The organism is Anaeromyxobacter sp. Red801, assembly GCF_049201065.2.
GTDB lineage: Bacteria > Myxococcota > Myxococcia > Myxococcales > Anaeromyxobacteraceae > Anaeromyxobacter.
Genome location: NZ_CM181236.1, coordinates 1720283 through 1743164 on the forward strand (window position 1 = coordinate 1720283; position 22882 = coordinate 1743164).

The 22882-nt window shown below is 76.6% G+C and carries 22 protein-coding genes, 1 tRNA gene and 3 pseudogenes; 14 read left to right on the forward strand and 12 right to left on the reverse strand.

Annotation, left to right across the window (positions count from 1 at the left end; all coding sequences use genetic code 11):
- Window position 1: 1 nt before the first annotated feature.
- Together ACOQFB_RS07780 and ACOQFB_RS07785 are read left to right on the forward strand one after the other, a co-directional pair.
- The gene (locus ACOQFB_RS07780; RefSeq protein ID WP_059438547.1) at window positions 2–1429 is read left to right on the forward strand and encodes a V-type ATP synthase subunit B; all 1428 of its coding nucleotides are present in this window, start codon (window positions 2–4) and stop codon (window positions 1427–1429) included.
- Window positions 1426–2055 (forward strand): V-type ATP synthase subunit D, encoded by a 630-nt coding sequence (locus tag ACOQFB_RS07785; protein ID WP_059438548.1) that lies wholly within the window; start codon window positions 1426–1428, stop codon window positions 2053–2055. The genes ACOQFB_RS07780 and ACOQFB_RS07785 overlap by 4 nt, the downstream gene beginning before the upstream one ends.
- A 9-nt stretch (window positions 2056–2064) precedes the next feature.
- On the opposite strand, the gene ACOQFB_RS07790 is transcribed toward ACOQFB_RS07785, so the two are convergent.
- Window positions 2065–2496, reverse strand: a complete 432-nt coding sequence (locus ACOQFB_RS07790; RefSeq protein WP_421610834.1) for a DUF2267 domain-containing protein — start codon at window positions 2494–2496, stop codon at window positions 2065–2067.
- Between the two features lie 151 nt (window positions 2497–2647).
- On the opposite strand from ACOQFB_RS07790, the gene ACOQFB_RS07795 reads away from it, so the two are divergent.
- A complete protein-coding gene (locus ACOQFB_RS07795; protein WP_494492523.1) occupies window positions 2648–4408 on the forward strand; it encodes a PAS domain S-box protein in 1761 nt (586 codons plus the stop codon).
- A 19-nt stretch (window positions 4409–4427) separates the two neighbouring features.
- Here ACOQFB_RS07795 and ACOQFB_RS07800 read toward each other — a convergent pair whose 3' ends face one another.
- Window positions 4428–5138, reverse strand: a complete 711-nt coding sequence (locus ACOQFB_RS07800; protein WP_059438550.1) for an SDR family NAD(P)-dependent oxidoreductase — start codon at window positions 5136–5138, stop codon at window positions 4428–4430.
- Window positions 5139–5237: 99 nt separating this feature from the next.
- Window positions 5238–6236: an Ig-like domain-containing protein gene (locus tag ACOQFB_RS07805; protein WP_421610832.1), complete on the reverse strand. Its 999-nt coding sequence runs from the start codon at window positions 6234–6236 to the stop codon at window positions 5238–5240.
- Window positions 6237–6562: 326 nt separating this feature from the next.
- On the opposite strand from ACOQFB_RS07805, the gene ACOQFB_RS07810 reads away from it, so the two are divergent.
- Together ACOQFB_RS07810 and ACOQFB_RS07815 are read left to right on the forward strand one after the other, a co-directional pair.
- Entirely contained in the window at window positions 6563–7027 is a 465-nt protein-coding gene (locus tag ACOQFB_RS07810) for an SRPBCC family protein (RefSeq protein ID WP_421610831.1), read from the forward strand.
- Between the two features lie 121 nt (window positions 7028–7148).
- The gene (locus tag ACOQFB_RS07815; RefSeq protein WP_421610830.1) at window positions 7149–10400 is read left to right on the forward strand and encodes a fused MFS/spermidine synthase; all 3252 of its coding nucleotides are present in this window, start codon (window positions 7149–7151) and stop codon (window positions 10398–10400) included.
- A gap of 81 nt (window positions 10401–10481) precedes the next feature.
- Here the strand turns inward: ACOQFB_RS07815 and ACOQFB_RS07820 are convergent, their stop codons facing one another.
- The 3 genes from ACOQFB_RS07820 to ACOQFB_RS07830 form a co-directional block, all read right to left on the reverse strand.
- Window positions 10482–12890: a hypothetical protein gene (locus ACOQFB_RS07820; protein ID WP_421610829.1), complete on the reverse strand. Its 2409-nt coding sequence runs from the start codon at window positions 12888–12890 to the stop codon at window positions 10482–10484.
- A 218-nt stretch (window positions 12891–13108) separates the two neighbouring features.
- Complete coding sequence (locus ACOQFB_RS07825; protein WP_421610828.1) at window positions 13109–13297, reverse strand: helix-turn-helix transcriptional regulator; 189 nt, start codon at window positions 13295–13297, stop codon at window positions 13109–13111.
- Entirely contained in the window at window positions 13225–13548 is a 324-nt protein-coding gene (locus ACOQFB_RS07830; RefSeq protein ID WP_421610827.1) for a hypothetical protein, read from the reverse strand. The genes ACOQFB_RS07825 and ACOQFB_RS07830 overlap by 73 nt, the downstream gene beginning before the upstream one ends.
- A 134-nt stretch (window positions 13549–13682) precedes the next feature.
- Between ACOQFB_RS07830 and ACOQFB_RS07835 the strand changes: the two genes are divergently transcribed.
- The 6 genes and pseudogenes from ACOQFB_RS07835 to ACOQFB_RS07860 all read left to right on the forward strand — a co-directional run bounded on the left by ACOQFB_RS07835 (window position 13683) and on the right by ACOQFB_RS07860 (window position 17193).
- Window positions 13683–14561, forward strand: a complete 879-nt coding sequence (locus tag ACOQFB_RS07835; RefSeq protein ID WP_059438396.1) for a haloalkane dehalogenase — start codon at window positions 13683–13685, stop codon at window positions 14559–14561.
- The gene (locus tag ACOQFB_RS07840; protein ID WP_059438395.1) at window positions 14558–15373 is read left to right on the forward strand and encodes an RNA polymerase sigma factor; all 816 of its coding nucleotides are present in this window, start codon (window positions 14558–14560) and stop codon (window positions 15371–15373) included. Before ACOQFB_RS07835 ends, ACOQFB_RS07840 begins: the two co-directional genes overlap by 4 nt.
- Window positions 15374–15451: 78 nt before the next feature.
- Window positions 15452–15601: pseudogene (locus ACOQFB_RS07845) on the forward strand (ArsR/SmtB family transcription factor); the annotation flags it as partial.
- Window positions 15602–15779: 178 nt separating this feature from the next.
- On the forward strand, window positions 15780–16316 hold the full coding sequence (locus ACOQFB_RS07850) for an SRPBCC family protein (protein WP_421610826.1): 537 nt from the start codon (window positions 15780–15782) through the stop codon (window positions 16314–16316).
- 146 nt (window positions 16317–16462) lie between these two features.
- Window positions 16463–16744 (forward strand): annotated as a pseudogene (locus ACOQFB_RS07855) (DoxX family protein); the annotation flags it as partial.
- On the forward strand, window positions 16741–17193 hold the full coding sequence (locus ACOQFB_RS07860; RefSeq protein ID WP_421610824.1) for a DUF1801 domain-containing protein: 453 nt from the start codon (window positions 16741–16743) through the stop codon (window positions 17191–17193). The pseudogene ACOQFB_RS07855 and the gene ACOQFB_RS07860, both read left to right, overlap by 4 nt.
- 7 nt (window positions 17194–17200) lie before the next feature.
- On the opposite strand, the gene ACOQFB_RS07865 is transcribed toward ACOQFB_RS07860, so the two are convergent.
- Window positions 17201–17641: a class I SAM-dependent methyltransferase gene (locus ACOQFB_RS07865; RefSeq protein WP_494492524.1), complete on the reverse strand. Its 441-nt coding sequence runs from the start codon at window positions 17639–17641 to the stop codon at window positions 17201–17203.
- 124 nt (window positions 17642–17765) lie between these two features.
- Window positions 17766–18056, reverse strand: a pseudogene (locus tag ACOQFB_RS07870) (class I SAM-dependent methyltransferase); the annotation flags it as partial.
- A gap of 110 nt (window positions 18057–18166) precedes the next feature.
- Between ACOQFB_RS07870 and ACOQFB_RS07875 the strand changes: the two are divergent.
- The gene (locus ACOQFB_RS07875; RefSeq protein ID WP_237758022.1) at window positions 18167–18775 is read left to right on the forward strand and encodes an alpha/beta fold hydrolase; all 609 of its coding nucleotides are present in this window, start codon (window positions 18167–18169) and stop codon (window positions 18773–18775) included.
- On the opposite strand, the gene ACOQFB_RS07880 is transcribed toward ACOQFB_RS07875, so the two are convergent.
- Window positions 18734–18809, reverse strand: a tRNA-Asn gene (locus tag ACOQFB_RS07880). The genes ACOQFB_RS07875 and ACOQFB_RS07880 overlap by 42 nt on opposite strands.
- 159 nt (window positions 18810–18968) lie before the next feature.
- Between ACOQFB_RS07880 and ACOQFB_RS07885 the strand changes: the two genes are divergently transcribed.
- Window positions 18969–19970 carry a BtrH N-terminal domain-containing protein gene (locus tag ACOQFB_RS07885; protein WP_059438389.1) on the forward strand — a complete coding sequence of 334 codons (1002 nt, stop codon included), beginning with the start codon at window positions 18969–18971 and terminating at the stop codon, window positions 19968–19970.
- Complete coding sequence (locus ACOQFB_RS07890) at window positions 19970–20818, forward strand: SirB1 family protein (protein WP_059438388.1); 849 nt, start codon at window positions 19970–19972, stop codon at window positions 20816–20818. Before ACOQFB_RS07885 ends, ACOQFB_RS07890 begins: the two co-directional genes overlap by 1 nt.
- Here ACOQFB_RS07890 and ACOQFB_RS07895 read toward each other — a convergent pair.
- The 3 genes from ACOQFB_RS07895 to ACOQFB_RS07905 are packed head-to-tail and all read right to left on the reverse strand — an operon-like array spanning window position 20811 to window position 22873.
- A complete protein-coding gene (locus tag ACOQFB_RS07895) occupies window positions 20811–21149 on the reverse strand; it encodes a (2Fe-2S) ferredoxin domain-containing protein (RefSeq protein ID WP_059438387.1) in 339 nt (112 codons plus the stop codon). The genes ACOQFB_RS07890 and ACOQFB_RS07895 overlap by 8 nt on opposite strands.
- 36 nt (window positions 21150–21185) lie before the next feature.
- Window positions 21186–21974 carry an SDR family NAD(P)-dependent oxidoreductase gene (locus tag ACOQFB_RS07900; protein ID WP_059438386.1) on the reverse strand — a complete coding sequence of 263 codons (789 nt, stop codon included), beginning with the start codon at window positions 21972–21974 and terminating at the stop codon, window positions 21186–21188.
- Entirely contained in the window at window positions 21971–22873 is a 903-nt protein-coding gene (locus ACOQFB_RS07905) for an HAD family hydrolase (RefSeq protein ID WP_059438385.1), read from the reverse strand. The genes ACOQFB_RS07900 and ACOQFB_RS07905 overlap by 4 nt, the downstream gene beginning before the upstream one ends.
- Window positions 22874–22882: the final 9 nt, after the last annotated feature.

Below are 22882 nucleotides of genomic sequence, written 5' to 3' on the forward strand. Positions count from 1 at the left end.
CATGGACCTCGTCACCCGCCGCATCCGCGGGGCGCTCGGCATCGCCGGCCCGCTGCTGTTCCTGGAGGGCGTGCCGCGCGCGCGCCTGGGCGAGGTGGTGCGCATCCGGGACGAGCCGGAGGCCAACGGGCGCGCCGCCGAGGAGCGGAGCGGGCAGGTCATCGCGCTGTCGCGCGACCGCATCGCGGTGCAGGTGCTGGAGGAGACGCGCGGCCTCGCCCCGGCGCGCGCCGAGGTCACGCTCACCGGCCAGGTGGCGCGCCTGGGCGTCTCGCGCGGCATGCTGGGCCGGGTGCTGGACGGACTCGGCCGCCCCGCCGACGGGCTGCCGCCGCCGGTGCCGGAGGCGCGCCCGGCCATCCACGGCGCCGCGCTCAACGTCACGCGGCGCGAGAAGCCGTCGGACTTCATCGAGACCGGCGTCTCCGCCATCGACGGGATGAACACGCTGGTCCGCGGCCAGAAGCTGCCGGTGTTCTCCTGCGCCGGCCTGCCGGCCTCGCGCCTCGCCGCGCAGATCGTGTGCCAGGCGCGCGTGCGCGGGGGCGAGCCGTTCGCGGTGGTGTTCGCGGCCATGGGGTCGCCGTTCCGCGAGTACCACGCGTTCCTGGAGGCGTTCCGCGCCGCGGGCGTGCTGGACCGGACGGTGGTGTTCCTGAACCGGGCCGAGGACCCGCCCATCGAGCGGCTCATGACGCCGCGGTGCGCGCTCACCTGCGCCGAGCACCTCGCGTTCGCGCACGGGCTGCACGTGCTGGTCGTGCTCACCGACGTGACCAGCTACTGCGAGGCGCTGCGCGAGGTGGCGCTGGCGCGCGAGGAGGTCCCGGGACGGCGCGGCTACCCCGGCTACATGTACACCGACCTCGCCACCATCTTCGAGCGCGCCGGGCGCGTGCGCGGGCGGCCGGGCTCGCTCACGCAGCTCCCGGTGCTCACCATGCCGGACGACGACCTCACCCACCCCATCCCCGACCTGACCGGCTACATCACCGAGGGGCAGATCGTCCTCTCGCGCGACCTCGACCGCCGCGGCGTGTACCCGCCCATCGACGTGCTGCCCTCGCTGTCGCGGCTCATGGGGCTGGGCGCGGGGCCGGGCAAGACCCGGGACGACCACCGCCCGGTGGCGGACCAGCTCTACGCGTTCTACGCGCGCGGCCGCGACGTGCGGCGCATGGCGGCGATCGTGGGCGCGGCCAACCTGGGCGAGGAGGAGAAGCGGCTGCTCGCGTTCGCGGACGCGTTCGAGGACGACCTGGTCGGCCAGGGCGGCACCTTCCGGACCATCGAGGACACGCTCGAGGCCGGCTGGCGGCTGCTGTCCGGCTTCCCGCCCGCGGCGCTGACCCGCATCCCGGAGCGGCTGCTGCGCGCCCGCCCGGCCCAGCCCGCGGCCGCGGCGCCGTCCGGCGGAGCCATCGCATGAGCCGCGCCGCCACCACGCGCATGGGGCTGCTCGAGGTCCGCGCCCGCCGCGCGGTGGCCGGCAAGGGGGCGCGGCTGCTGCGCGCCAAGCGCGAGGTGCTGGCGAGCGAGCTCTGGAAGCTGGTGCACGACGTGCTGGAGGGGCGCGCCCGCCTCGACGAGGCGCTGCGCCGCGCGGTGAAGGCGCTCGAGCTGGCGAAGGCGCTGGAGGGGGAGGAGCGGCTCGCGTCGCTGGCGCTCCCGGCGGCCCGCGCCGTCCCGCTCGCCGTGACCGTGCGGCGCGTGTGGGGCGTGCCGACGCCGTCGGTGGCGGCGCCGCCGCTGGTGCGCGCGGCCGATCAGCGCGGCAGCTCGCCGGTGAGCTGGGGGCCGTCGGGCGCGGCCGCGGCCCGTCACCACGAGGAGTCGCTGGAGGTGCTGCTCACCATCGCCTCCAAGGAGCTGCACCTCGCCCGGCTCGGCGAGGAGATCCAGGAGACCTCGCGGCGCATCAACGCGCTGGAGCAGCTCGTGCTGCCCGCGCTCCGGGCCGAGGCCTCGCGCATCGCCGCGGCGCTGGACGAGCGCGACCGCGAGGACGCGGTGCGCCTGCGACGCTTCCGCGCCCGCCACCCGCGGCCCGCCTGATCACCCGGCTCAGCTCGGCCGGCGCCACAGCGGCAGCAGCTCGGGCGGGAGCAGGCGCCCGACCTCCTCCGCCTGCTCCTCCGGGAGCTGCGCGCGCAGCGCGGCGAAGACCGCGCGGGCGGCCGCCTCGGCGCCGCCCGGCGACGGCCCCAGGTCCTCGGCGACGTGCGCCTCGAACGCCTCCGCGGTCCACGGCTCGCGCGGCCGCGCCGGGGCCGCGCCGCGGTGGCGCTCGCACAGCGAGAGCTTGCCGCGGAACGGCTCGGGCAGGACCTCGCGGAGCGGGGCGAAGTCCGAGGACCGGGTCCGGTCGGCGAGCGCGCAGGCGACCGCCTCGACGGCGCGCGCCGCCTCGGCGCGGCGGGGCAGGCCCTCCCGGGCGAGCGCCTCGACGAGCGCCCGGAAGTCTGCGTCGATGAGCGGATCCGCGAGCCTCGGCATGCCGGAAACGTTCGTCACCGGGCGCGAGGGCGTCACCCCGGCCTCCCCGGCGCGGGGCCGCCATATTGCCGGGTGGCGAGGGGCGATGCGGCTCGGAACCGGGAGGACGGGGCGGGAGCGCCCGCGCGGCGCGCCGGGGCTGGCGTCCCGCGTGCGGGCCTCCGTCTGGCCGGCGGCGCTGGCGGTGGGGGTGGTGTCGGTGCTCGGGGTGGCCGCGCTCGGGGTGCGCACGCAGCGCATGGCCAGCGAGGCGTGGGATCGCCTGCTCGACGAGAACGTCGCCGCGCTGGTGGACGCGGAGCGGCTCGCCACCGCCAGCGAGCTGGGCCTGCGGCTGGCGCGCGACGCCGCGACGGACGGCGAGCCTGCGACCATCCGCGCGCTGGGCCGCAACCAGGCCGAGATCGCCGACCTGCTGGGGCGCTCGGCGGCGCGCGCGCGCAGCCCCGAGGAGCGGGACCGCGTGGCGGCGCTCGCCGAGGACCACGCGCTCCTGTGGCGGCTGGGCGAGCGGGCGGCCGCGGAGCGCCTGGGCGGGCAGCCGGCGGCGCTGGTGGCGAGGAGGCTCCAGGCCTCCGCGGGCCCGGTGCGGCGCCGGATCGACGAGGGCGTGTCCGCGCTGGTGCGCGCCCACGAGCAGGACCTCGCGCGCGCGCGCCAGGCGGTGGCGGGCGAGCGCCGCGGGCTGCTGGCGCTGGCCGGCGCCGCGGCGGTGGCGGTGGCGCTCGCGGTGCTCCTCGGCGTGTGGCTGCGCCGCAGCCTCGGCGCGCTCCGGCGCAGCGAGGCCCGGTTCCGCGCCACCTTCGAGCACGCGGGCGTGGGCATGGCGCACGTGTCGCCGGACGGCCACTGGCTGCGGCTCAACCGGCGGTACCGCGAGCTGCTGGGCTGCGAGCGCGAGGACCTGCGCGCCGCCACGGTGCTGGACCTGACCCACCCCGACGACCGCGCCGCCGAGGCGCAGCGCAGCGCGCGCCTGCTGGCGGGCGAGATCGACGGCTACGCCGCGGAGGAGCGCCTGCTCCGGCGCGACGGCGGGACGCAGTGGGTGAACGTGACCTGCGCGGTCGTGCGCGACGGCGCCGGGCGCGCGCGCTACCTGGTGCGGTCGGCGGAGGACGTGTCGGCGCGCCGGCGGGTGGAGGAGGAGCTCCGGGGCGCCGTGCGCGCCCGGGACGAGTTCCTCCAGGTGGCCTCGCACGAGCTGCGGACCCCGCTCGCCACGCTGCGCCTCCAGGTCGAGTCGCTCCGGGCGGCGCTCGCGCGGGGCCGGGCCGAGCCGGCCCGCGCGGTGGCCCGGGCCGACGCGGCGCTGCGGCAGACGGCGCGCCTCGACGCGTTGCTGGACGCGCTCATCGAGGTCTCGCGGTCGCGGCGTGGCGCGGTGGCCCTGCAGCGCGAGCGGCTCGACCTCGCCGAGGTGGCGCGGCGCGCGCTGCGCCGGAGCCTCGACCCGGCGTCGCACCACGGCATCGAGCTGCACCTGCGCAGCCGGAGCGTGCCCGCCTGGGCGGACCGGGCGCGGCTGGAGCAGGCGCTCGGGCACCTGCTCTCGAACGCGCTCCGCCACGGCGCGGGGCGGCCGGTGGAGATCCGCGTCGAGGCGGAGGGGGCGCTCGGCCGGATCGTCGTGGTGGACCACGGGGCCGGCGTGGATCCGGCCGACGCCGAGCGGATCTTCGGCCGCTTCGAGCGGGCCACCTCGTGGCGCCACCACGGCGGCCTGGGGCTGGGGCTGTTCCTGGCCCGGCGCATCGCCGAGGCGCACGGGGGCACGGTGCGCCTCGAGCGGGCGGACGGGGACGGGACCGCGTTCGTGCTGGAGGTGCCGCGGGAGCTGTCGCGGGAGGACCTCGCCGACCGCGGCGCGGGCGAGCCGTCCGGCGGGGACCAGCCGGGCCAGGCGCACTGACCCGCGGACCGCGCCGCCCTCACCAGGGGATGAGGCGCCCGTCGCGGAAGAACCCGCCGCTCGGGCCGTCGTCGGGCAGCGTGGCCAGCCAGACGATCCCCTCGGCGCCGCGCTCCACCGAGCGCGGGGCCTCCTCGCCGCCCATGCGCGTCCGGACCCAGCCCGGGCACGCCGCGTTCACCTTCACCGTCGGTCCGGCCACGCCGGAGAGCTTGAGCGTGAGCGCGTCGAGCGCCGCCTTGGAGATGCAGTACGGCGCCGGTCCCTCGAGCCCCTCGCCGAACGAGCCGGAGCCGGAGGAGACGTTCACCACGCGGCCCCACCCGGCGCGCTGCATGGCCGGCACGAGCGCGCGGCAGAGCCGGAGCGGGCCGAACAGGTGGACCTCCATCGCCTCGCGGAAGGCCTCCTCCGGTGCGCTCAGCACGCCGCCCTGCGGGTAGACGCCGGCGTTGTTCACGAGCACGTCCACGTGCACGCCGTCGGCGGCGAGCTGCGCCACGGCGGCGTCCACCGAGCCGGGACGGGAGAGATCGAGCGCGAGGGCGCGGGCCGCGTGCCCTCGCGCGGCGAGCGCGGCGGCGGCCTGGGCCCCGGCGGCGGCGTCGCGCGCCCCCAGGAGCACCGCCATCCCGCGCGCGGCCAGCGCCTCGGCCACCGCCAGCCCGATCCCGCGGTTCGCGCCGGTGACGAGCGCGGTTCGCCGGGGCGGGCGATCGGATCCGGTCATGCCGAGGGCATGCGCCGGATCCGGCCCCGAGTAAAGCCCCCGGGCGCGGCCCCGCGCGCGCCCGCGCAGCGGGGCGGGGCTCGGCCCGGAGGGATCGGCTCAATTCGGCGCGGTGATGGTCTGCGTCGTCGCGTACGCGCCGCAGGTCGTGGTGATGGTGGCCGTGAACTGCGCGCTCGCGCCGGGCGCCAGCTCCACGGTGGCAGGCGAGACCGACACGCCGAGGATCCGGTCGTTCACCGTGACCGCCGCCACCGCGCTCGCGGTCCCGCTGGCCTGGCTCGTGGCGACCACGTGATAGGTGCCCGCCGCGTCCGGCGCGGTGTACACGCCGCCGGAGGTGATCGACCCGCCGGCCGCGCCTTCCTGGACGGACCAGGTCACCGCGCCGTTGGCCGCGCCGGTGACGGTGGCCGTGAAGGTGAGCGTCCGGCACGCGTCCACCGCGCCGCTCGCGGGCGAGACGGTCACCGCGACCGGCGCCGGCGGCGTCGGCGCGCTCACGGTGATCGCCGCCTCGGCGGTGGCGGCCGGATCCGCGACGCTCGCCGCCACCACGTGGCAGGTGGCGGCCGCGCCGGGGGCGGTGTAGACGCCGCCGGCGCTGACCGTGCCGCAGCCCGACGCCTCGCGCACGGTCCAGGTGACGCTCGGGTCGGTGGCGTTGCTGACCGTGGCGGTGAACGCGACCGTGCCGCCCGCGGCGACGGTGGTCGAGGCCGGGGAGACGCTCACCGAGATCGGCGCCGGCGTCGGGGTGACGACGACCTTGGACCGGCCCTTCGCGAGCCCGTTGCCCTTGCTCGTGGCGCTGACGGTGTACGTGCCCGCGGCGAGCGGCGCGACGTAGCTGCCGGACTGGCTGATGGTGCCGGCGTCGGCCTCCCAGGTGACGCTCGTGTCGGCGGTGCCGGTCACGACGGTGGAGAAGTCCACGGTCCCGCCGGGCGCGACCTGGATCTCCTTCGGGCGGACCTCGACCGTCACCGTCTGCCCGGCGGGGGGAAGCGGGCCCTGCGTGGAGGGGGAGCCTCCGCCTCCGCATCCGGCCACGGCGGCCAGGAGGGCAGAGGCGAGGAGCAGGCGGGTGATCGGCATCTCGCTTTCCTTGCGGGCTGGGGAGCGGCGGGACGCTCGGTAACCCTGAGCGCGTCCCGCAGTCCGGTGTCGTTGAGTCGTGGGGCAAATTCCCACGACGCGCCGGGTCAGGAAAACCCGCCAAAGCAGCGGCGCCGCCGTGGGCGCAAGGCGCACATCTCCTTGCACCTCCTAAGGATTCTGTTTCCACGCTGGGGCTGCTCCGACCCCTCCATCGAGCCAGGCCAAAGGTCCGGGGCGGTGCGGCGATCGCTCAGGAAAGGTGAGCGGATGTGCGTCGAGGGTATCCTTCGGGGCGACGCGACCATCGCGGAGGGGACCGCCGCATGCGCATCCACCGGCTCGAGCGAAGCCAGGAGCTCCAGCGGCCGCTGGACGAGGTGTTCGCGTTCTACGCCGACGCCGCCAACCTCGAGGCGATCACGCCGCCGTTCCTCCACTTCCGCGTCCTCACACCGGCGCCCATCGCGATGCGGCCGGGCGCGCGCATCGACTACGCGCTCTCGCTGTTCGGGGTCCCGATGCGCTGGCGCACGCGCATCGCGGTGTGGGAACCCGGCGTCCGCTTCGTGGACGAGCAGGAGCGGGGGCCGTACGCGCTGTGGCGGCACACCCGCGCGTTCGAGGCGCGCGGCGACGCGACGGTGGTCCGGGACCTGGTCGAGTACGCGCTGCCGCTCGGCCCGCTCGGCACGCTGGCGCACGTCCTGTTCGTGCGGCGGGCGCTGCGGGCGATCTTCGACCACCGCCGCGAGGCCACCCGGCGGCTGGTGGAGGGAGCGGCGCGCTGAGGATCCGGGCCGGTCGTACGGGCCGCGCCGCCCGCGATCCGCGCTCCCGGAACCGCGGGCGGTTCCCACCGACTCCCGGGGGATGGATCGCGGCGGAACCGGAGCATACAGTCGCACCCCCATGAGGGACTTCCGGCGTGACGGCGGGGTGTACGCGCTCTTCTTCGTGTCCGGGGCGGCGGGCCTGGTCTACCAGGTGGCCTGGTCGCGCCTGCTGAACGAGATCTTCGGCGTCACGGCGCACGCGGTGACCGCGGTGCTGGCCACGTTCCTCGGCGGCCTGGCGCTCGGGAGCTGGCTGCTCGGGCGCGCGGCGGACCGCTGCCGCGACCCGCTGCGCCTCTACGCGCTCCTCGAGCTCGGCGTGGCGGCCACCGCGCTCGCGGGCACCGCGGCGGTGCGGGCGCTCGACCCGGTCCACCTGTGGGCGGCCTCGCGGCTCGCGCCCGACTCCCTCGCGCTGCTGCTGGTGCGCGCCGGGCTCGCGGCGGTGGTGGTGCTCCCGCCCACCGTCCTCATGGGCGGCACGCTCCCGGCGATCACGCGGGCCCTGGTCCGCCGCATCGGCCACCTCGGCCGCGAGCTGAGCTTCGTGTACGCGCTCAACACCGCGGGCGCGGTGGCGGGGAGCGTCGCGGCGGGCTTCGCGCTCCTCCGCGCGCTGGGGGTGCACGGGACGCTCTGGACCGCGGCCGCGGCCAACGTGGCGGTGGGGCTCGGGGCGCTCGCGTTCTCGCGGGCGCGCGGCGCGCCGGAGGCGTCGCCGCCGGCGCCCGAGGCGCGCGCGCCCGCGCCCGCGCCCGCGACGGCGGCGGGCGCCGAGGCCGGGGCCCGCTGGATCCTCGCCGTCATGGCGCTCTCCGGCGTCTCGTCGCTGGCGCTGGAGGTGATCTGGACCCGCATGCTGGTGCTGGTCGTCGGCACCTCGACCTACGCGTTCGTCACCATGCTCACCGCCTTCCTGGTGGGCATCGCGCTGGGGAGCTTCGTGGCGCGCGCGTTCGTGGATCGGGTGCGCAGCCCGCGCCGGGCGTTCGGCTGGGTCCAGGCCGGCATCGCCGCCTCGACGCTCGCGACCCTGCCGCTCATGGGCGCGCTGATGGGCGACGCGCAGCGGTGGATCGACGGCCTGGAGCTGCGGTGGGAGGCGCTGCTCGCCGGGCGCTTCGCGCTCAGCTTCCTCGTGATGATCGTCCCGACCACGCTCATCGGGATGACGTTCCCGCTCGCGGCGCGGATCTGGGCCCGGACGCTCGACACGCTGGGCGGGCGCCTCGGGCAGCTCTACGGCGCGAACACGCTCGGGAACATCGCGGGCGCGGTGCTGGGCGGCTTCGTGGTGCTCCCGGCCGTGGGGATGCAGCGCGGGGTCGCGCTCATGGCGGTGCTGAACCTCGTCGGCGCCGCCTGGGCGCTCCTCCCCGCGCGCGAGGACCACCGCCGGCCGGCGGTCCTGCTCCGCGCCGCGCCGGTCTCCGCCGGCCTGTGGGCGTGCGCGCTGCTGGTCGCGCTCTGGCGTCCCGCGCCGTTCGGCTCCACGGAGGAGGGCCCGGACGACCCGGTGCTGTTCTACCGCGAGGGCCTGGTCTCGACGGTCAAGGTGATCCAGCGCGCCGACGACGGGCGGCAGCGGGTGATGCTGGTGGACGGGGTCCGGATCGGCCAGAGCAGCGAGGGCGTGGACCGCAAGCAGCAGGTGCTGGCGCACTTCCCGATCCTGCTGCGCGACCGGCCGCCGGCCCGCGTGCTGACCATCGGGCTCGGCACCGGCATCCTGGCCGGCGAGGTGGCGCGCCACCCGGGGGTCGAGCGGGTGGACGTCGTCGAGCTGTCACCCTCCGTGATCGAGGGCGCGCGCCTCTTCGACCGCTTCAACGGCGCGGTGCTGGACGATCCCCGGGTGCGGGTGGTGAACGACGACGGCGTGGCCTTCCTGCGCCGGAGCGCCGAGCGGTACGACGCGATCATCTCCGACGGCAAGTCGCGGTCCGGGCACGCGGGCAACGCGCAGTTCTACTCGCAGGACTACTACCGGCTCGCGCGCGCCCGCCTCGCCCCCGGCGGCGTGATGATGCAGTGGGTCCCGCTGGACGTGCCCGCGGCGGACCTCCGCACCATCCTGCGCACGTTCGAGGGCGCGTTCCCGGAGACCTACGTGTGGATCGCCCAGTCGTCCTGCTTCCTGGTCGGCCTCGACCGTCCGCTGGCGCTGGACCTCGCGAAGGTCCAGCGGGTGCTCGACGCGCCGGAGAGCGAAGACCTGCGCCGGCACGGCTGGCGGACGGCGGCCGAGGTCGTGGCGCTGCTCGCGGCCGACCGCGAGACGCTGGCGCCGTGGCTGGCGCTGGAGGACGCGGTCAACACCATGGAGCGCCCGGTCCTGGAGTTCTACGCGCCCGCCGAGCTCGCCGTGCCGCCCGGCGTGCGCGCCGCCGAGAACCTCGCGACGCTGGGCACCCTGAGCCGCGGGATCCCGCCCACGGCGCGGGTCACCGGCGCCGACCCGGCGGCGCTGGCGGACGGCGCCCGGGCCGAGCGGCTCCTGGTCGGGGGAATCGGCGCGCTCGCCCGCGGGGACGCGGCGGGCGTCGCCGGGCTCGAGGCCGCCGCGCAGGCGGCGCCCGAGGATGGCGTGATCCGCCAGGCCGTGGCGGAGGCGCTGGTCCAGCTGGGCGTGGACGCCGACGGTGCACGCGACGTCGTCCGCGCCGAGGGCCTGTACCGCGCCGCCATCGCCGCGTGGCCGCGCTTCGCGATCGCCTGGGTGAACCTCGGTCGCGCGCTGGCGCTCGAGGGCCGCATCCCCGAGGCGCTGGCGGCGGAGCGCCGGGCGCTCGAGCTGAACCCGGAGTCGGGCAGCGCGCACCGGTGGGTCGCCGAGCTGCTCCTGGGCGTGGGCCGCCCGGGCGAGGCCATCGAGCACGCGCGGGAGGCCGTGCGGCTCGCCCCCGGCGCCGCCCGGCTCCGCGCCGGGCTCGGGACCTCGCTCGCCATGGTGGGCCGCTTCGACGAGGGGCTGCGCGAGCTGCGCGAGGCGGTCCGGCTCGATCCGCGCGCGCCCGAGCCGCTGGGCCGCGCCGCGCTGCTGCTCGCGACGCGCCCCGGCGCCACCGGCGCCGACGCCGAGGAGGCGGTGCGGCTCGCGACGCGGGCGCGCTCGCTCACCGACGGCCGGGACCCCGCCGCGCTCGAGACGCTCGCGGCCGCGTACGCCGCCGCGGGCCGGTTCGGCGACGCCGTGGCGGAGCAGGGCAGGGCGGTGGAGCTGCTCGAGCGCGCGGGCGCCGCGCAGGCGGACGACGCGCGCGCGACCCTGGCCCGCTACCGGGCCGGCCAGCCGCTCCGCCTCCAGGCACCGGCGGCGTCCCCCTGACCTGGGCGCGGCGGCGACGGCGCGGCTCCGACCGACGCGGCGGAGCCGGCGGGCGCCCGCGCGCGCCGGCTCGCGCCGGGCTCAGTGACAGCGCACCGGGTCCGCGAACGGGCAGGCGAAGACGCGCGAGATGCTGGCGCCGCCCAGGCTGGAGCCGATGGTGAGAACGCCGGTGGAGAGATCGGGCACGCCGCCGGTGGTCCCGGCGGGCAGCACGGACGCCGCGGCGCCGTCCACGTAGGCGGTCAGCGCGCCGGTGGCGGCGTCGGCGCAGGCGGTGAACCGGTGCAGCGAGCCCGGCGCCCAGGTGGCGTAGAGCGGCGCCGAGGCGCTGCACGCCGACGTCGCCGCCTGCCCCGAGGCCTGCGTCGCGAAGCAGACGCGGGGGTCGAGGTAGAGCCGGGTGGACTGCGTGGCCGCGTCGTCGATGAACGCGAGGACGACGCCGCCGACGTCGGTCCATGCGCCGTCCGCGACCAGCTCTGCGCCGACACAGTAGCCGGTCGTGGAGGTCCGCTCCGCGAGCGGCCTGCGGTAGGCGAGCTGGGCGTTGCCCGGGACGGTCCCATCCACGACCGGGACCGGCCAGCGCCCCGGGTTCGCGTACGGCGGGAGCGAGTAGCTCAGGCCGTCGGCACCGGTCGCGCTCTCCCCGGCCACGCGGGGCGGGATCCAGACCGCGCCGTTTGCCAGCCGCGTGCCCTCCGCCGCGCCCACGATGTCGCGGAAGGTGTCGACCGTGGCAGGACGCGTGTCGAAGATCACCTCGTAGACCGAGGCATCCAGCGTGGGATCGTCGCCGGTCGGGTACGCGCCGATGGACAGCGGCAGGAGCTGCTCGGCGGTGAACGTGGTGGCCACCGCCGTCGGGAGCGCGCCGCTCTGCCCGTGGGCGCCGGCGAGGATCTGTGCGCCGGCGCGCCCGCCACACATGTAGTCGAACGCGTAGGTCGCGACGGCCTCCGGCGTCACGCTCGTGTCCGGAGACATGATGGCACCGCCGCCCGTGGCGGTGAGGTAGTGGAAGCAGTACGCCTCGTGCATCTGCATGAGCGCCCAGCCCTCCGGCCACTCCGCGGTGGGGAACTCGGCCTGCCCGCGCGCTACCAGCGTCTTGTTCGGCGCCGTCATCCCGGGATGGAGGCCGGGCTTGAACTTCACGCAGACCGTGAAGTCGCCAGAGGTGTCCACCGCCGTCGCGCCGTGCGCCGCGTCGGCCACGAACCGGGTCGCGCCGGTGGCCCACGGTCCGACCAGCGTCTCGGCCGGGCTCCAGAGGCCCACGGCGGTCGTGGACGGCAGCGCGCCCTGCGGCACGAAGGTGATCCGCCCGAGGGTGTCCGCGAAGGTCGAGCCGTTCCAGACGACGTGCGCGGCCGTCGTGGCTTGCTCGACGAAGGCATGGGGCGGGGTCGCTGCCCCCACCGCGTGCGGCGTCCAATCGAAGGCCTGCCGCGGGGACGGCGCGAGCACCGGGTCGGCGTAGAGCCCGAACGCGAAGGCGTCGGCCACGCCGTCCTCGACCTTCGTCGCGGTGAGCACGCAGAAGCCGCCCGCCGGCGGCGCCGTCCACTGGAACGAGGAGGCCGACGCGCCCGGGGCGGTCGCGCCGCCACAGCCGTCCCGGAGCGCGTAGTTCGCGGCGCCGGCGGCCGCGCCGGGATCGAGGGTGATGCCGATGGCCTGGCCGGAGTGGACCGGCATCCGGCAGGTCGCGTCGGTGCCGGTGCGGCTCACGGTGCAGCCGGCGACCGTGGCGGTGGGGGACGGGTACGCGGCGATGGCGCTGATCGTCGTGCGCGGCACGAAGGTGCCGACGATCGAGACCGACCCGGTGCCTGCTCCGGGGACGAGCACCTGGATCGCGATCGCGCTCGCGTCGGCGAGGCCGTTCGCGGTCGCGGTCAGGGTGAGCGCGCACGCGCCCGCCGCGCTCGAGGACCAGCTCGTGGACTCGGCGGCTGGCGCGGTGAAGGTGCCGCTGGCGCAGTCCTGCGTCCAGGCATAGGTCACCGTGGCGCCCGCCGGCGCCACCACGCGCGCGCTCAGCGCGATCGACTCGCCCACCACGGGCGTGGTCTTCGAGGCAGAGAGCGCCACGATGACCGGTCCCTGGCCGGGCGTGGGCCCGGGGCCGGTGCTGTCCACGATCCGGAGCGTGACCTGCGAGGTCGCGTTCGCCTGGATGGACACCGTGGCGGCGCCGGTGCCGACGACGGTCTGTCCCGCGTAGACCGACACCGTGATGGTCTGCACGCCGACCGGGAGGGTGAGGACGCCGCCGAACGTGCCGTCCGGCTGGTGCGCCAGATCCTGCGTGACGTTCGCCGGCGAGGCGAACACCTTCACCGCCGTCACCTGGTCCGGCGCCGTCAAGGCGTCGGTTCGCACCACCGTGATGACCTGTCCGACCCGCGCCGCGCTGTCGCCGCCGCCGCCACAGCCCGCGATCGCGAGCGCGAGCGCGAGCACCGCCGAAGTCTTCGTCATCCGTCGGGCCCCCCGCGGCCCCGTCCCGGGTCGCTCGGCGGCGTCGATCCGCCGGCAGCGCCTTCCCCGTGGTGCGGCACGACAGCAGGCGTTCGCCCTGCGCGCCATCCCACGTTCACGTGCCGCACGGGACGTGTACCCGAGGTCCGGGTCTTCGTCTGGGGCGCGCGGGGGCGAGCGCGGCGGTCCGCGTCCCCGCGCGGCCCCGCCCGCCCGCGTCAGGCGAGGAACACCGCCTCGACGTTGTTGCCATCCGGGTCGAGTGCGAACGCGGCGAACTGGTGCGGCGTGACGCCGAGCACGCGCCGGAACACGCGCAGGAAGTGGAACGGACTCAGGCCGGCCAGGGCCGCGGCGCCGCGCCCAGCGCCTCGAGCGCGTCCGCGGAGAACTGGAAGGACAGGCACTCGTCCCCGCCGCCGTGGTGGTCGTGCGTGCAGCGGTACGCCTCGCCCGCGTGCCCGACCAGCGTCGCGCCCGCGACCAGCTCGTGCGCCGCGCCGCGCGACCGGTAGCCGAAGGTCCCTCGGCGGACGTACGAGAGCGAGAGGTCGCGGTGGCGCTCCTCGACCGCCGGATCGCCCGGGCGGGCGCGGCAGCGGTAGTCCACCACCGTCGCGCAGGCGGCCCGGTGCAGCACGGCGATCTCCATCGTCATGGGCGGGCTGTAGCCGCGGGCCCGGGGTGGGTCGCTTGCGGTGCCCGCGGGGCCGGCGGGGGACGGCCCTTCCGGTCCGCGAGGGACGGTCGATTTCCCGTCACGGGCGACCGGCGCGAGGACACGAAGCGGGCATGACCACGCCCCTCGAGAAGAAGCGCGTTCGCGTCCACGACCTCTCGATCGCCTACGTCGATCGCGGCGCCGGCCGCCCGATCGTGTTCCTGCACGGCAACCCGACCTCCTCCTTCCTCTGGCGCGACGTCCTCGGGCCCCTGTCCGGCTCGGCGCGCTGCATCGCGCCGGACCTCCTGGGCATGGGAGACTCCGACAAGCTCCCGGCCAGCGGGCCGGGCGCGTACTCCTTCTTCGATCACCGCGCCTGCCTCGACGGCTTCCTCGACGCGCTCGACCTCGACGACGTCACGCTCGTCGTGCACGACTGGGGCTCCGCGCTCGGGTTCGACTGGGCGCGACGGCACCCGGAGCGCGTCGGCGCGATCGTCTACATGGAGGCGATCGCGGGGACGATGCGCTGGGACGAGTGGCCGCCCGGCCCGCGCGCCCTGTTCCAGCGCCTGCGCTCGTCCGAGGGAGAGCGGCTGGTGCTGGAGCAGAACGCCTTCGTGGAGCAGGTGCTCCCCGCGAGCGTGCTGCGGCGGCTCGAGCCCGCCGAGCTGGACGAGTACCGCCGCCCGTTCCGTGCGCCCGGCGAGGGGCGGCGCCCGACGCTGTCCTGGCCGCGACAGCTCCCCATCGACGGGGAGCCGCCCGAGGTGTGCGAGGAGGTCGAGCGCTACGCGCGCTGGCTCGCCGGGGCGCCGGTGCCCAAGCTCTTCGTCAACGCGGAGCCCGGGCGCATCCTGACCGGGCGCTTGCGGGAGGCGTGCCGCCGGTGGCCCAATCAGCGCGAGGTGACCGTGCGCGGGCTGCACTTCCTGCAGGAGGACTCCGCCCCGGAGATCGCGGCCGCGATCCGCGCGTTCCTCCTCGAGCTGGGGCGCCTCCCGTGAGCGCGCTCGACGGCCTCGCGGCGCGCGCCCGGGCCGGCGACCGTGCCGCGCTCGAGCAGCTGGTCCGCGGGCTCCAGGATCCGATGTACGGGCTCGCCCTCCGCGTGCTCGGCGACCGCGAGCAGGCGCGCGACGCGACGCAGGAGATCCTGGTGCTCGTCGTCACCCAGCTCTCCGGCTTCCGCGGCGAGGCCGCAGTCACCACCTGGGCGTACCGGGTCGCGACGCGCCATCTCCTCCGCTCCCGGCGCCGCGCGCGCCGGTGGACGTTCGAGCGGCTCGCCGGCGAGCTCGGGGAGGAGCCCGGCGAGATCGCGCCGGGCACGCTCGCCCGCGCCGAGGAGCGGCTGCTCGAGGAGCAGGTGTTCATCGGGTGCACGCAGGCCATGCTGCAGGCGCTCGATCGCGGGCAGCGGATCGCGTTCGTGCTCGGCGCGATCTGCGAGCTGGAGGCCTCGGACGCGGCCCACGCGCTCGGGATCTCGGAGGCCGCCTTCCGCAAGCGGCTCTCGCGCGCCCGGGCGGCGCTGGACGCGTTCCTGGCCAGGCACTGCGGCGTGGCGGACCCCGCCAACCGGTGCCGGTGCGCGCACCAGGTGAACCTCAACGTCGAGCGCGGACGGCTCGACCCGGCGCGCCTGGACTACGCCGTGTCGGCCTCGCGGACCTCGCTCGAGACGCTGCGCGCGATGGGCGAGATCGCGGAGGCGCGCCGGTCGCTGCAGCTCTACCGTGCGCAGCCGCGGCCGCCCGCGCCGGAGGACTTCGCGGCGCGCGTCCGCTCGATGATCGAGGCGGCGAGCTGGAGCTGATCTGCCCGCCCTGTGAGGAGCGCCCACGCCCCGTCGGTGTGCTTGCGAGAATATGAACGAAGCGGCATATAACGCCGCGTGGAAACGTCCTTCGCCGCCATCGCCGAGCCGAACCGCCGGGCCATCCTGGGACTGCTGGCGTCCTCGGAGCGGTCCGTCGGCGAGCTCGAGCGCCGGCTCCGCCTTCCGCAGACGTCGGTGTCCAAGCACCTCCGCGTGCTGCGCGAGGCGGGCCTGGTGGAGGCGCGGGTCGAGGCCCAGCGGCGCGTCTACCGGATCCGGCCCAGCCGCTCCGGGAGATCGACGCGTGGCTCGAGCCGTTCCGGCGCTTCTGGACGGTCCACGTGGACGCGCTCGAGCGCCACCTCGACCGCATGGAGCAGGACGCACCGAAAGGAACCAAGCGATGAGCAGCCGCGAGTACGTGCCCGGCCCGGCGGCAGGGGCGAAGGTCCGGAAGGAAGGCGAGCGCTGGACGCTCGTCCTGGTGCGGGACCTCCGCCATCCGCCGGCGAGGGTCTGGCAGGCGCTGACCGATCCCGCGCAGCTGTCCGAGTGGGCGCCCTTCGACGCCGATCGGGACCTGGGCGCGGTCGGGCCGGTGACGCTCTCGACCGTCGGCGCGCCGACCCCGCAGGTCTCCGCGTCCGCCGTGAGGCGGGCCGAGGCGCCCAGGCTGCTCGAGTACACCTGGGGCGACGGCGAGCTGCGCTGGGAGCTCGAGCCCATCGCCGGGGGCACGCGACTCACGCTCTGGCACGGCATCGACCGGCGCTTCGTCTCGTGGGGCGCCGCGGGCTGGCACGTCTGCCTGGACGTCCTGGACCGGCGCCTGGCGGGCGAGCCGATGGGGCGCATCGTGGGCGCGGACGCCCTGAAGCTCGCCGGCTGGCAGCGGCTGGTGGGCGAGTACGCGGCGCAGTTCGGCGGCGAGTCCGCCTAGGAGCGAACGTGGAAACGATCCTGCAGACCCCGGCCCCGGTGGCCGCCCGGACCCCCTCGCGCGCCACGACCCTCGGCTACTGGGCCGTCACCGCGCTCTTCTGCCTCCAGATGACGTTCACCGCCTACGCGCAGCTCCGGCTGCCGCAGGTCGCGGAGGCGTTCGCGCACCTCGGGTTCCCCGCGTACTTCCGGGTGGAGCTCTCGCTGGCGAAGCTCCTCGGGGTGGCGCTCCTGCTGGCGCCGGTGCCGGCGCGGCTGAAGGAGTGGGCCTACGCCGGCTTCGCCGTGGACGTCGCCTCGGCGGTCGTGGCGCACGTCGCGGTGGGCGACGGACCCGAGGCGTGGGGCTGGGCGGCCGGCACCGGCGTGCTGTGGGCGCTCTCCTACGTCCTCTGGCGCCTGCGCACCGGGCTGGTGAGCGCGTGACGCCGCGCGCACCGCAGGCCGGCGCGAGGAAGCGTGCGCCGGCCGGATCCGCCTCCGCGGAGCTCGACCGGAAGATCGAGGCGCTGGGGGGCTGGCGCGGGGAGACGCTCGCGAGGGTGCGCGCGATCGTCCACGAGGCCGACCCGGAGATCGTCGAGGAGCTGAAGTGGATGGGGACGCCGGTCTGGTCGCACGCGGGCATCGTGTGCACGGGCGAGACGTACCAGCGCGTGGTCAAGCTCACGTTCGCCCGCGGCGCCGCGCTGCCGGACCCTGCGGGCCTGTTCAACTCGAGCCTCGACGGGAAGGTCCGCCGGGCCATCGACCTCCGGGAGGGCGAGGCGCTCGACGCGAAGGCGCTGAAGGCGCTCGTCCGCGCCGCGGTGGCGCTCAACCTCGAGGCGAGGGCGAAGCCGAAGGCGCGGCGTCCGGCCCGGCGGCGCGCGTGAGCGACGCTCAGGTGGTCGCGACCAGCAGCTCCTCGGAGTTGCTGGGGAGGCGCAGGCCGTCCGTGCGCCCCGCGAAGTAGCGCGCGCTGAGCGCGTCCGCCGACACGTGCCTCGCGCCCGGGAAACCCGCCTCGCGCGCCAGCGCGAGGATCTCCTCGGGCTCGAAGAAGCTCAGCCATGGCGTGCCGTTCGCGCGCGCGCCGCGCGCGGCCGCCTCGATCCCGGGGCGGACCGCCGGCTCGGCCCGCTCGATGGGCAGCATGAACGACATCACGAGCGTCGAGCCCCCGGCGAGCGACGCGGCCGCCCGGAGCGTGGACGCGACCGCCTCCTTCGTGAGGTACATGCTGACCCCGGTGGACGCGACGACCGCCGGCCACCCGGCGTCGAAGCCGGAGGCGGCGAGGCGCGCCAGCCAGGCATCGCCCTGCTCGAGGTCCACCGGCACGAACCGCAGGGACGGGGGACGGCGAGGCCGAGCTCGGCCAGGCGCCGCTGCTTCCAGGCCTGCCCGGCTGATCCACCTCGAACACGCGCAGCCGCGCGCCGAGCTCGGGCCGGCGCAGCGCGAACGTGTCCAGGCCCGCCCCGAGGACCACGTACTGCCCCACGCCGCGGGCCACCTGCTCCTCGAGGAGGTCCTCGACGAACCGCGCGCGGGCCACGATCGACGCGCGGAACGGCCGCGTGAACGCGCTCATGTCGGGCCGCTGCCGCCAGCCTTCGGCCGGCGCCGCGAGCGCGAGGCCGACCGTGTCCTCGTGCACGTGCGGCGGAGGGTCGGCCAGGACGTGCAGAGCGCGCCACAGCGCCACGCGGACGGCGGTGTCGTCGGGGGCCGCCTTGGGTGAGCTGTCCGGCATGGGAGGCCTCCTCGGGGGTTCGCGAGCGGCCCGGCGGCCCCGCAGGTGGAATCATCGCCCACCTGGTGGCGCCCGTGTAGTCTCGCGCGGACGCGCTGCGCGTGCGGCTGGTGGCGCTCGACCGGCCGGGGCTCGGGCGGTCGGACCCGGATCCGGGGCGCACCCTGCGCGACTGGGCGCGCGACGTCGGCGAGGTGGTCGCTGCCCGCGGGCTGCGCCCGGCGCGGATCGTGGGGTTCTCGCAGGGCGCGCCGTTCGCGCTGGCGTGCGCGGCGGCGGGCGTGGTCGAGGGCGCGGCGATCGTGTCGGGCAGCGACGAGCTCGCCGCCCCGCACCTCGCCGAGCGCCTCGTGCCCGACGTGCGCGGGCTGGTCCGGCGCGTGGCGGCGGACCCGGAGGGCGCCGCCGCGCGCTTCCGGACGATGAACGCCGAGCGGATGCGCGGCATGGTGCTGGCGGCGAGCGGCGAGGCAGATCGCGCGGTGTACGCGGAGCCGCGCTTCGACGCGGCCTACCGGCGCGCGCTCGACGAGGGCTTCGCGCAGGGCGCCGACGGCTACGCCGTGGACGCACGCCCGCGACATCCTCCGGTCCCCGCTCGCGCCGGCGGGGTGATCCGCGCCGGACGCCGGAAACACGAAGCCCCCGGGGCTCGCGCCCCGGGGGCTCCGTCGAGATGGCTCCCCAGGCATGACTCGAACATGCGACCCGGTGATTAACAGTCACCTGCTCTGCCAACTGAGCTACTGGGGAATGGCAGGGGCGCGAATCTAGAGAAGGGCCGGGGCGCCGTCAAGGGGGTAGCGCCCCCAGCCGGTGCATCGGCCGCGCGGCGCCCGGCGCCGGGGCGGGCGACCCTCGGCCAGGGCGCCGGGAAGTCGTGCAGCGTGCCCCGGCCGCTATACTCCTCCGGTGATCCTGCCCGGCTTCGAGCACAGGCCCGGCCTGCACTGCGGCTCCACCGCGCTCGCGGACGCGCTGCGCGTCCGCGGCGTGGCGCTGTCCGAGCCCCTGGCGTTCGGCCTGGGCGCGGGGCTGGGCTTCTATTACCTCTCGGCGCCGGAGCTGTCGCCGAGCCACCTGTTCGTGGGCCGGTCCGCGCACCTGGAGCGCGCCGCCTGCGAGGTGCTCGGCCTCTCCGCCGTGGAGCGGAGCGCCGACGACCCCGGCGCCGCCTGGGAGGGCGCTCGCGCCGCCCTGGAGCGCGGGCTCGCGCCGATCCTGTCCACCGATCTCGCGGAGCTGCCGTACTGGGGCAGCCGCACGCGCTTCGGCGGCCACCGGGTGGTGCTCGCCGGCCACGACGCGGCGCGCGGGATCGCCTGGCTGGCCGACACGGATCGGCCCGGCCTCGAGGCCGTCCCGCTCGACGCGCTGGCCCGCGCCCGCGCCTCCATCGCGCCGCCGTTCGGGACGGGCGGCAACCCGTGGCTGGAGGTGGACGCGCCGGCCCCGCCGCGCCCGCTCGGCGAGGCGGTCCGGGAGGCGCTCCGGCGCCAGGCGCGCGAGATGCTGCTCGATCCGGACGGCTTCGCGGGCGTGTCGGCGATCGAGCGCTTCGCGGCGGAGCTGCCGGACTGGCCGGCGCGCGCGACCGGCGAGGCGGACCGGGCCTGGTGCTTCCGGTACGCGTGGCAGGTGACCGAGAAGCGCGGCACCGGCGGCGGGCTGTTCCGGGCGCTGTACGCCCGCTTCCTCCGCGAGGCGGAGGCGGCGCTCCCCGGGCTCGCGGCGCTCGGCCTGGCGGACCGGATGGACGCGCTCGCGGCCGGCTGGAGCGCGCTCGCCGAGGGGCTGCGGGCGACGGGCGAGGTGCCCGGGGGCGCGGTCTCCCCGGAGCTGGCGGCGCAGGCGCGCGCGCTGGCGCAGGCGGAGCGGCGGTACCACGAGGACGTGGCGGCGCGGGTGCCCTGATGACGCTGACGCGAGATCTGGAGGGCCGCGCGCGCGCGCGCTTCGCGGAGCTCCTGGGGCGCGACCCGGTCCCGCTCGACGAGGCGGCGCTGGCGATCGCGCAGGAGGAGTACCCGGCGCTCGAGCCGGAGGCGTACCTCACGCGGCTCGACGACCTCGCCGCGCGCGTGGCGCGCCGGGTCCCCGGGCCGGTGCGCGCCGCCTCGGCGCTCCGGGCGCTCCGCGAGGTGCTCCACGACGAGGAGGGGCTCCGCGGCAACGACGACGACTACTACGACCCGCGCAACTCGTTCCTCAACGACGTCCTGGATCGCCGGCTCGGCATCCCCATCACGCTGGCGCTGGTCTACATCGAGGTCGGGCGCCGCGCCGGGCTGCGGCTGGAGGGGGTCGGCTTCCCGGGCCACTTCCTCGCGAAGTACGTCTCGCCCGGCGGCGTGGAGGTGTTCGTGGACGCCTACCACGGCGGCGAGATGCTCTCGGCCGACGAGTGCGTGGCGCGCTACAAGGCGCGCACCGGCGGCAAGGACCTCGACCCTCGCTACCTCGCCGCGGTGTCGCCGCGCCAGATCCTCGCCCGCATGCTGCAGAACCTGAAGCGCGTCTACGCGGAGCGGAAGGACGACGTGCGGCTGTTCTGGGTGCTCGACCGCATCCTGCTGCTCGCCCCGGGCCAGCGCGAGGCGCTGCGCGACCGGGGCCTCGCGGCGGCGCGGCTGGGCGGGGCGGCCGCCGCCATCCGCGACCTGGAGGCGTACCTGGCGCTCGCGCCCGCGGCGGCCGACGCCGACGAGGTGCGCGCCACCGTGGCCGGGCTGCGGGCGGGGCGCGGCGCGCTGCTCAACTGACGGGCGGCTCGCGCCCCTCCAGCCGCGGGAGCCGGAGCCGCTCCACCGGCGCGCCGCCCACCAGGTGCCGCTCCACGATCTCCGGCACGTCCGCGGGCGAGACGTGCCCGTACCAGACGCCCTCCGGGTAGACCACGATCGACGGCCCGAACGCGCACGCGTCCAGGCACCCGGCGCCGTTCACGCGCACCTGCGCCTTCAGGCCGCGCCGGGCGACCTCCGCCTTGAGCGCGGCGCGGATCGCCTCGCTGCCCTTGTTGCCGCAGGCGCCGCGCGGATCCGACGGGTCCCGGTGGTTCTCGCAGACGAAGACGTGGTGGCGGAAGCGCATGGCGCGGACTAGCGCCGGCCTCCGCGCGCCGCCAGGTCAGGGCCCGCGCGGCACGAGCTGGCCGCGCGGCACCACCAGCAGCGCGCCGCCGGAGACGGCCAGGTCCTCGCCGACGAGGTGCCCGGAGGCCTCGCTCGCGAGGTACAGCACCGCCTGCACCACGTCGTCCACCTCGCCGAGGCGGCGGTTGGGCAGGGTGGCGGCGATGGCGGCCCCGGTCTCGTCGAGCGCGGCCGCGGCCATGGGCGTGCGGATCCAGCCGGGGGAGACGAGGTTCACGCGCGTGCCGGGGGCGAGCTCGACCGCGAGGCTCATGGCCAGCGACTGGAGCGCGCCCTTCGACGCCGCGTAGTGCGCGTGCCGCGCCTCGCCGCGCTGGCCGGCGGTGGAGCCGATGAAGACGACGTTGCCGCGCCCGTCGCGCCCGAGGTGCGGGAGCGCCTCGCGGACCAGGTAGAACGCGCTGAACACGTTCACCCGGAAGATCTCCTCCAGCTGCCCGGCGCGGATCGTGGCGATGGGCGCCTCGTTCCAGATCCCGGCCGAGTGGACCAGCTGGTCGAGGCCGCCCAGCGCGGCCGCGGCCTCGCGCACGCAGGCGACGCAGCCGGCCTCGGTGCCGAGGTCGGCGCCGATCGCCACCGCCTGCCCGGGGTGGCGGGCCGCGAGCGCCTCGGCCGCGGCCCGGCCGGACCGGTACTGGACGGCGACCCGCGCGCCCTGCCCGAGCAGCGCCTCGGCGATGCCGAGCCCGATGCCCGAGGACCCGCCCGTCACCAGGGCCCTCCGCCCGGCGAGGTCCGAGTACCGCGCCACCACGGTCATCGCGCCCTCCTGCCGCGCCGGCTCGCCGCGCGCCGGGCGGGCGTCCAGCGCGCGCCGTCCAGCACGTCCAGCACCTGGACGAAGCTGGAGATGGCGAGCGGCCAGCGCCCCTGGGCCTCGTCGGCGACGTGCCGCTGCGTGACCGTCCGCGCGGAGATGACGGCGAGCCGGTCGCGGTACTCCTTCGAGACGTAGGTGCCGTACTCCGCCCACACGCCCACCGCGCCGCACGCCTTCGCCACCGCCATGTCCTTCTTGACGTTGTCGCCGACGTAGATGACCTCGGGGCCGCGCAGGCCGAGGTCGGCGAGGATGCGCCGCAGGCCGGCGGGGTTCGGCTTCTCCGCGTCGCGCGGGAGCTCCACCACCGGCGTCTTCCCGCGGTAGTGGCCCTCCTCCTCCTTGCGCCGGATCTCGGGGGCGACGTTCTCCGGGAGCGGGAAGAACGGGAGCGTGTAGAGCGCGTCGAAGTGGCCGTCGAGCTTCAGGTGCTTGAGGCGCAGCTCGGCCGCGTTCCGCGGCGCGTCGGTGAGCGCCACCACCTTCAGCCCGCGGGCGCGGAGCTGGTCGAGCGTCTCGCGCACGCCGGGGTAGGGCTTCAGGTAGCGGTCGCGCGCCGCCCGGAACGCCAGCCGGGCCGGGTCCACCACCAGCGCGTTGAACGAGTCGAAGTCCGCCTCGTACGGCCGGAAGATGTCCGACAGCTGGATCGCGAACGGGTACTCGTTCGACTCGTACTGCGCGTACACCGCCTTCAGCGACTGGACGATCCGGATGCGCGGCAGCCCGGTGGTGGCCACCAGGGAGTCGATCATCGCCTCCAGGGCGGGGACGATGTAGTCCACCCACGGATACAGCGTGTTGTCGAGGTCGGTGACGACCGCCCGGATGCTCGGCACGCGCGCATG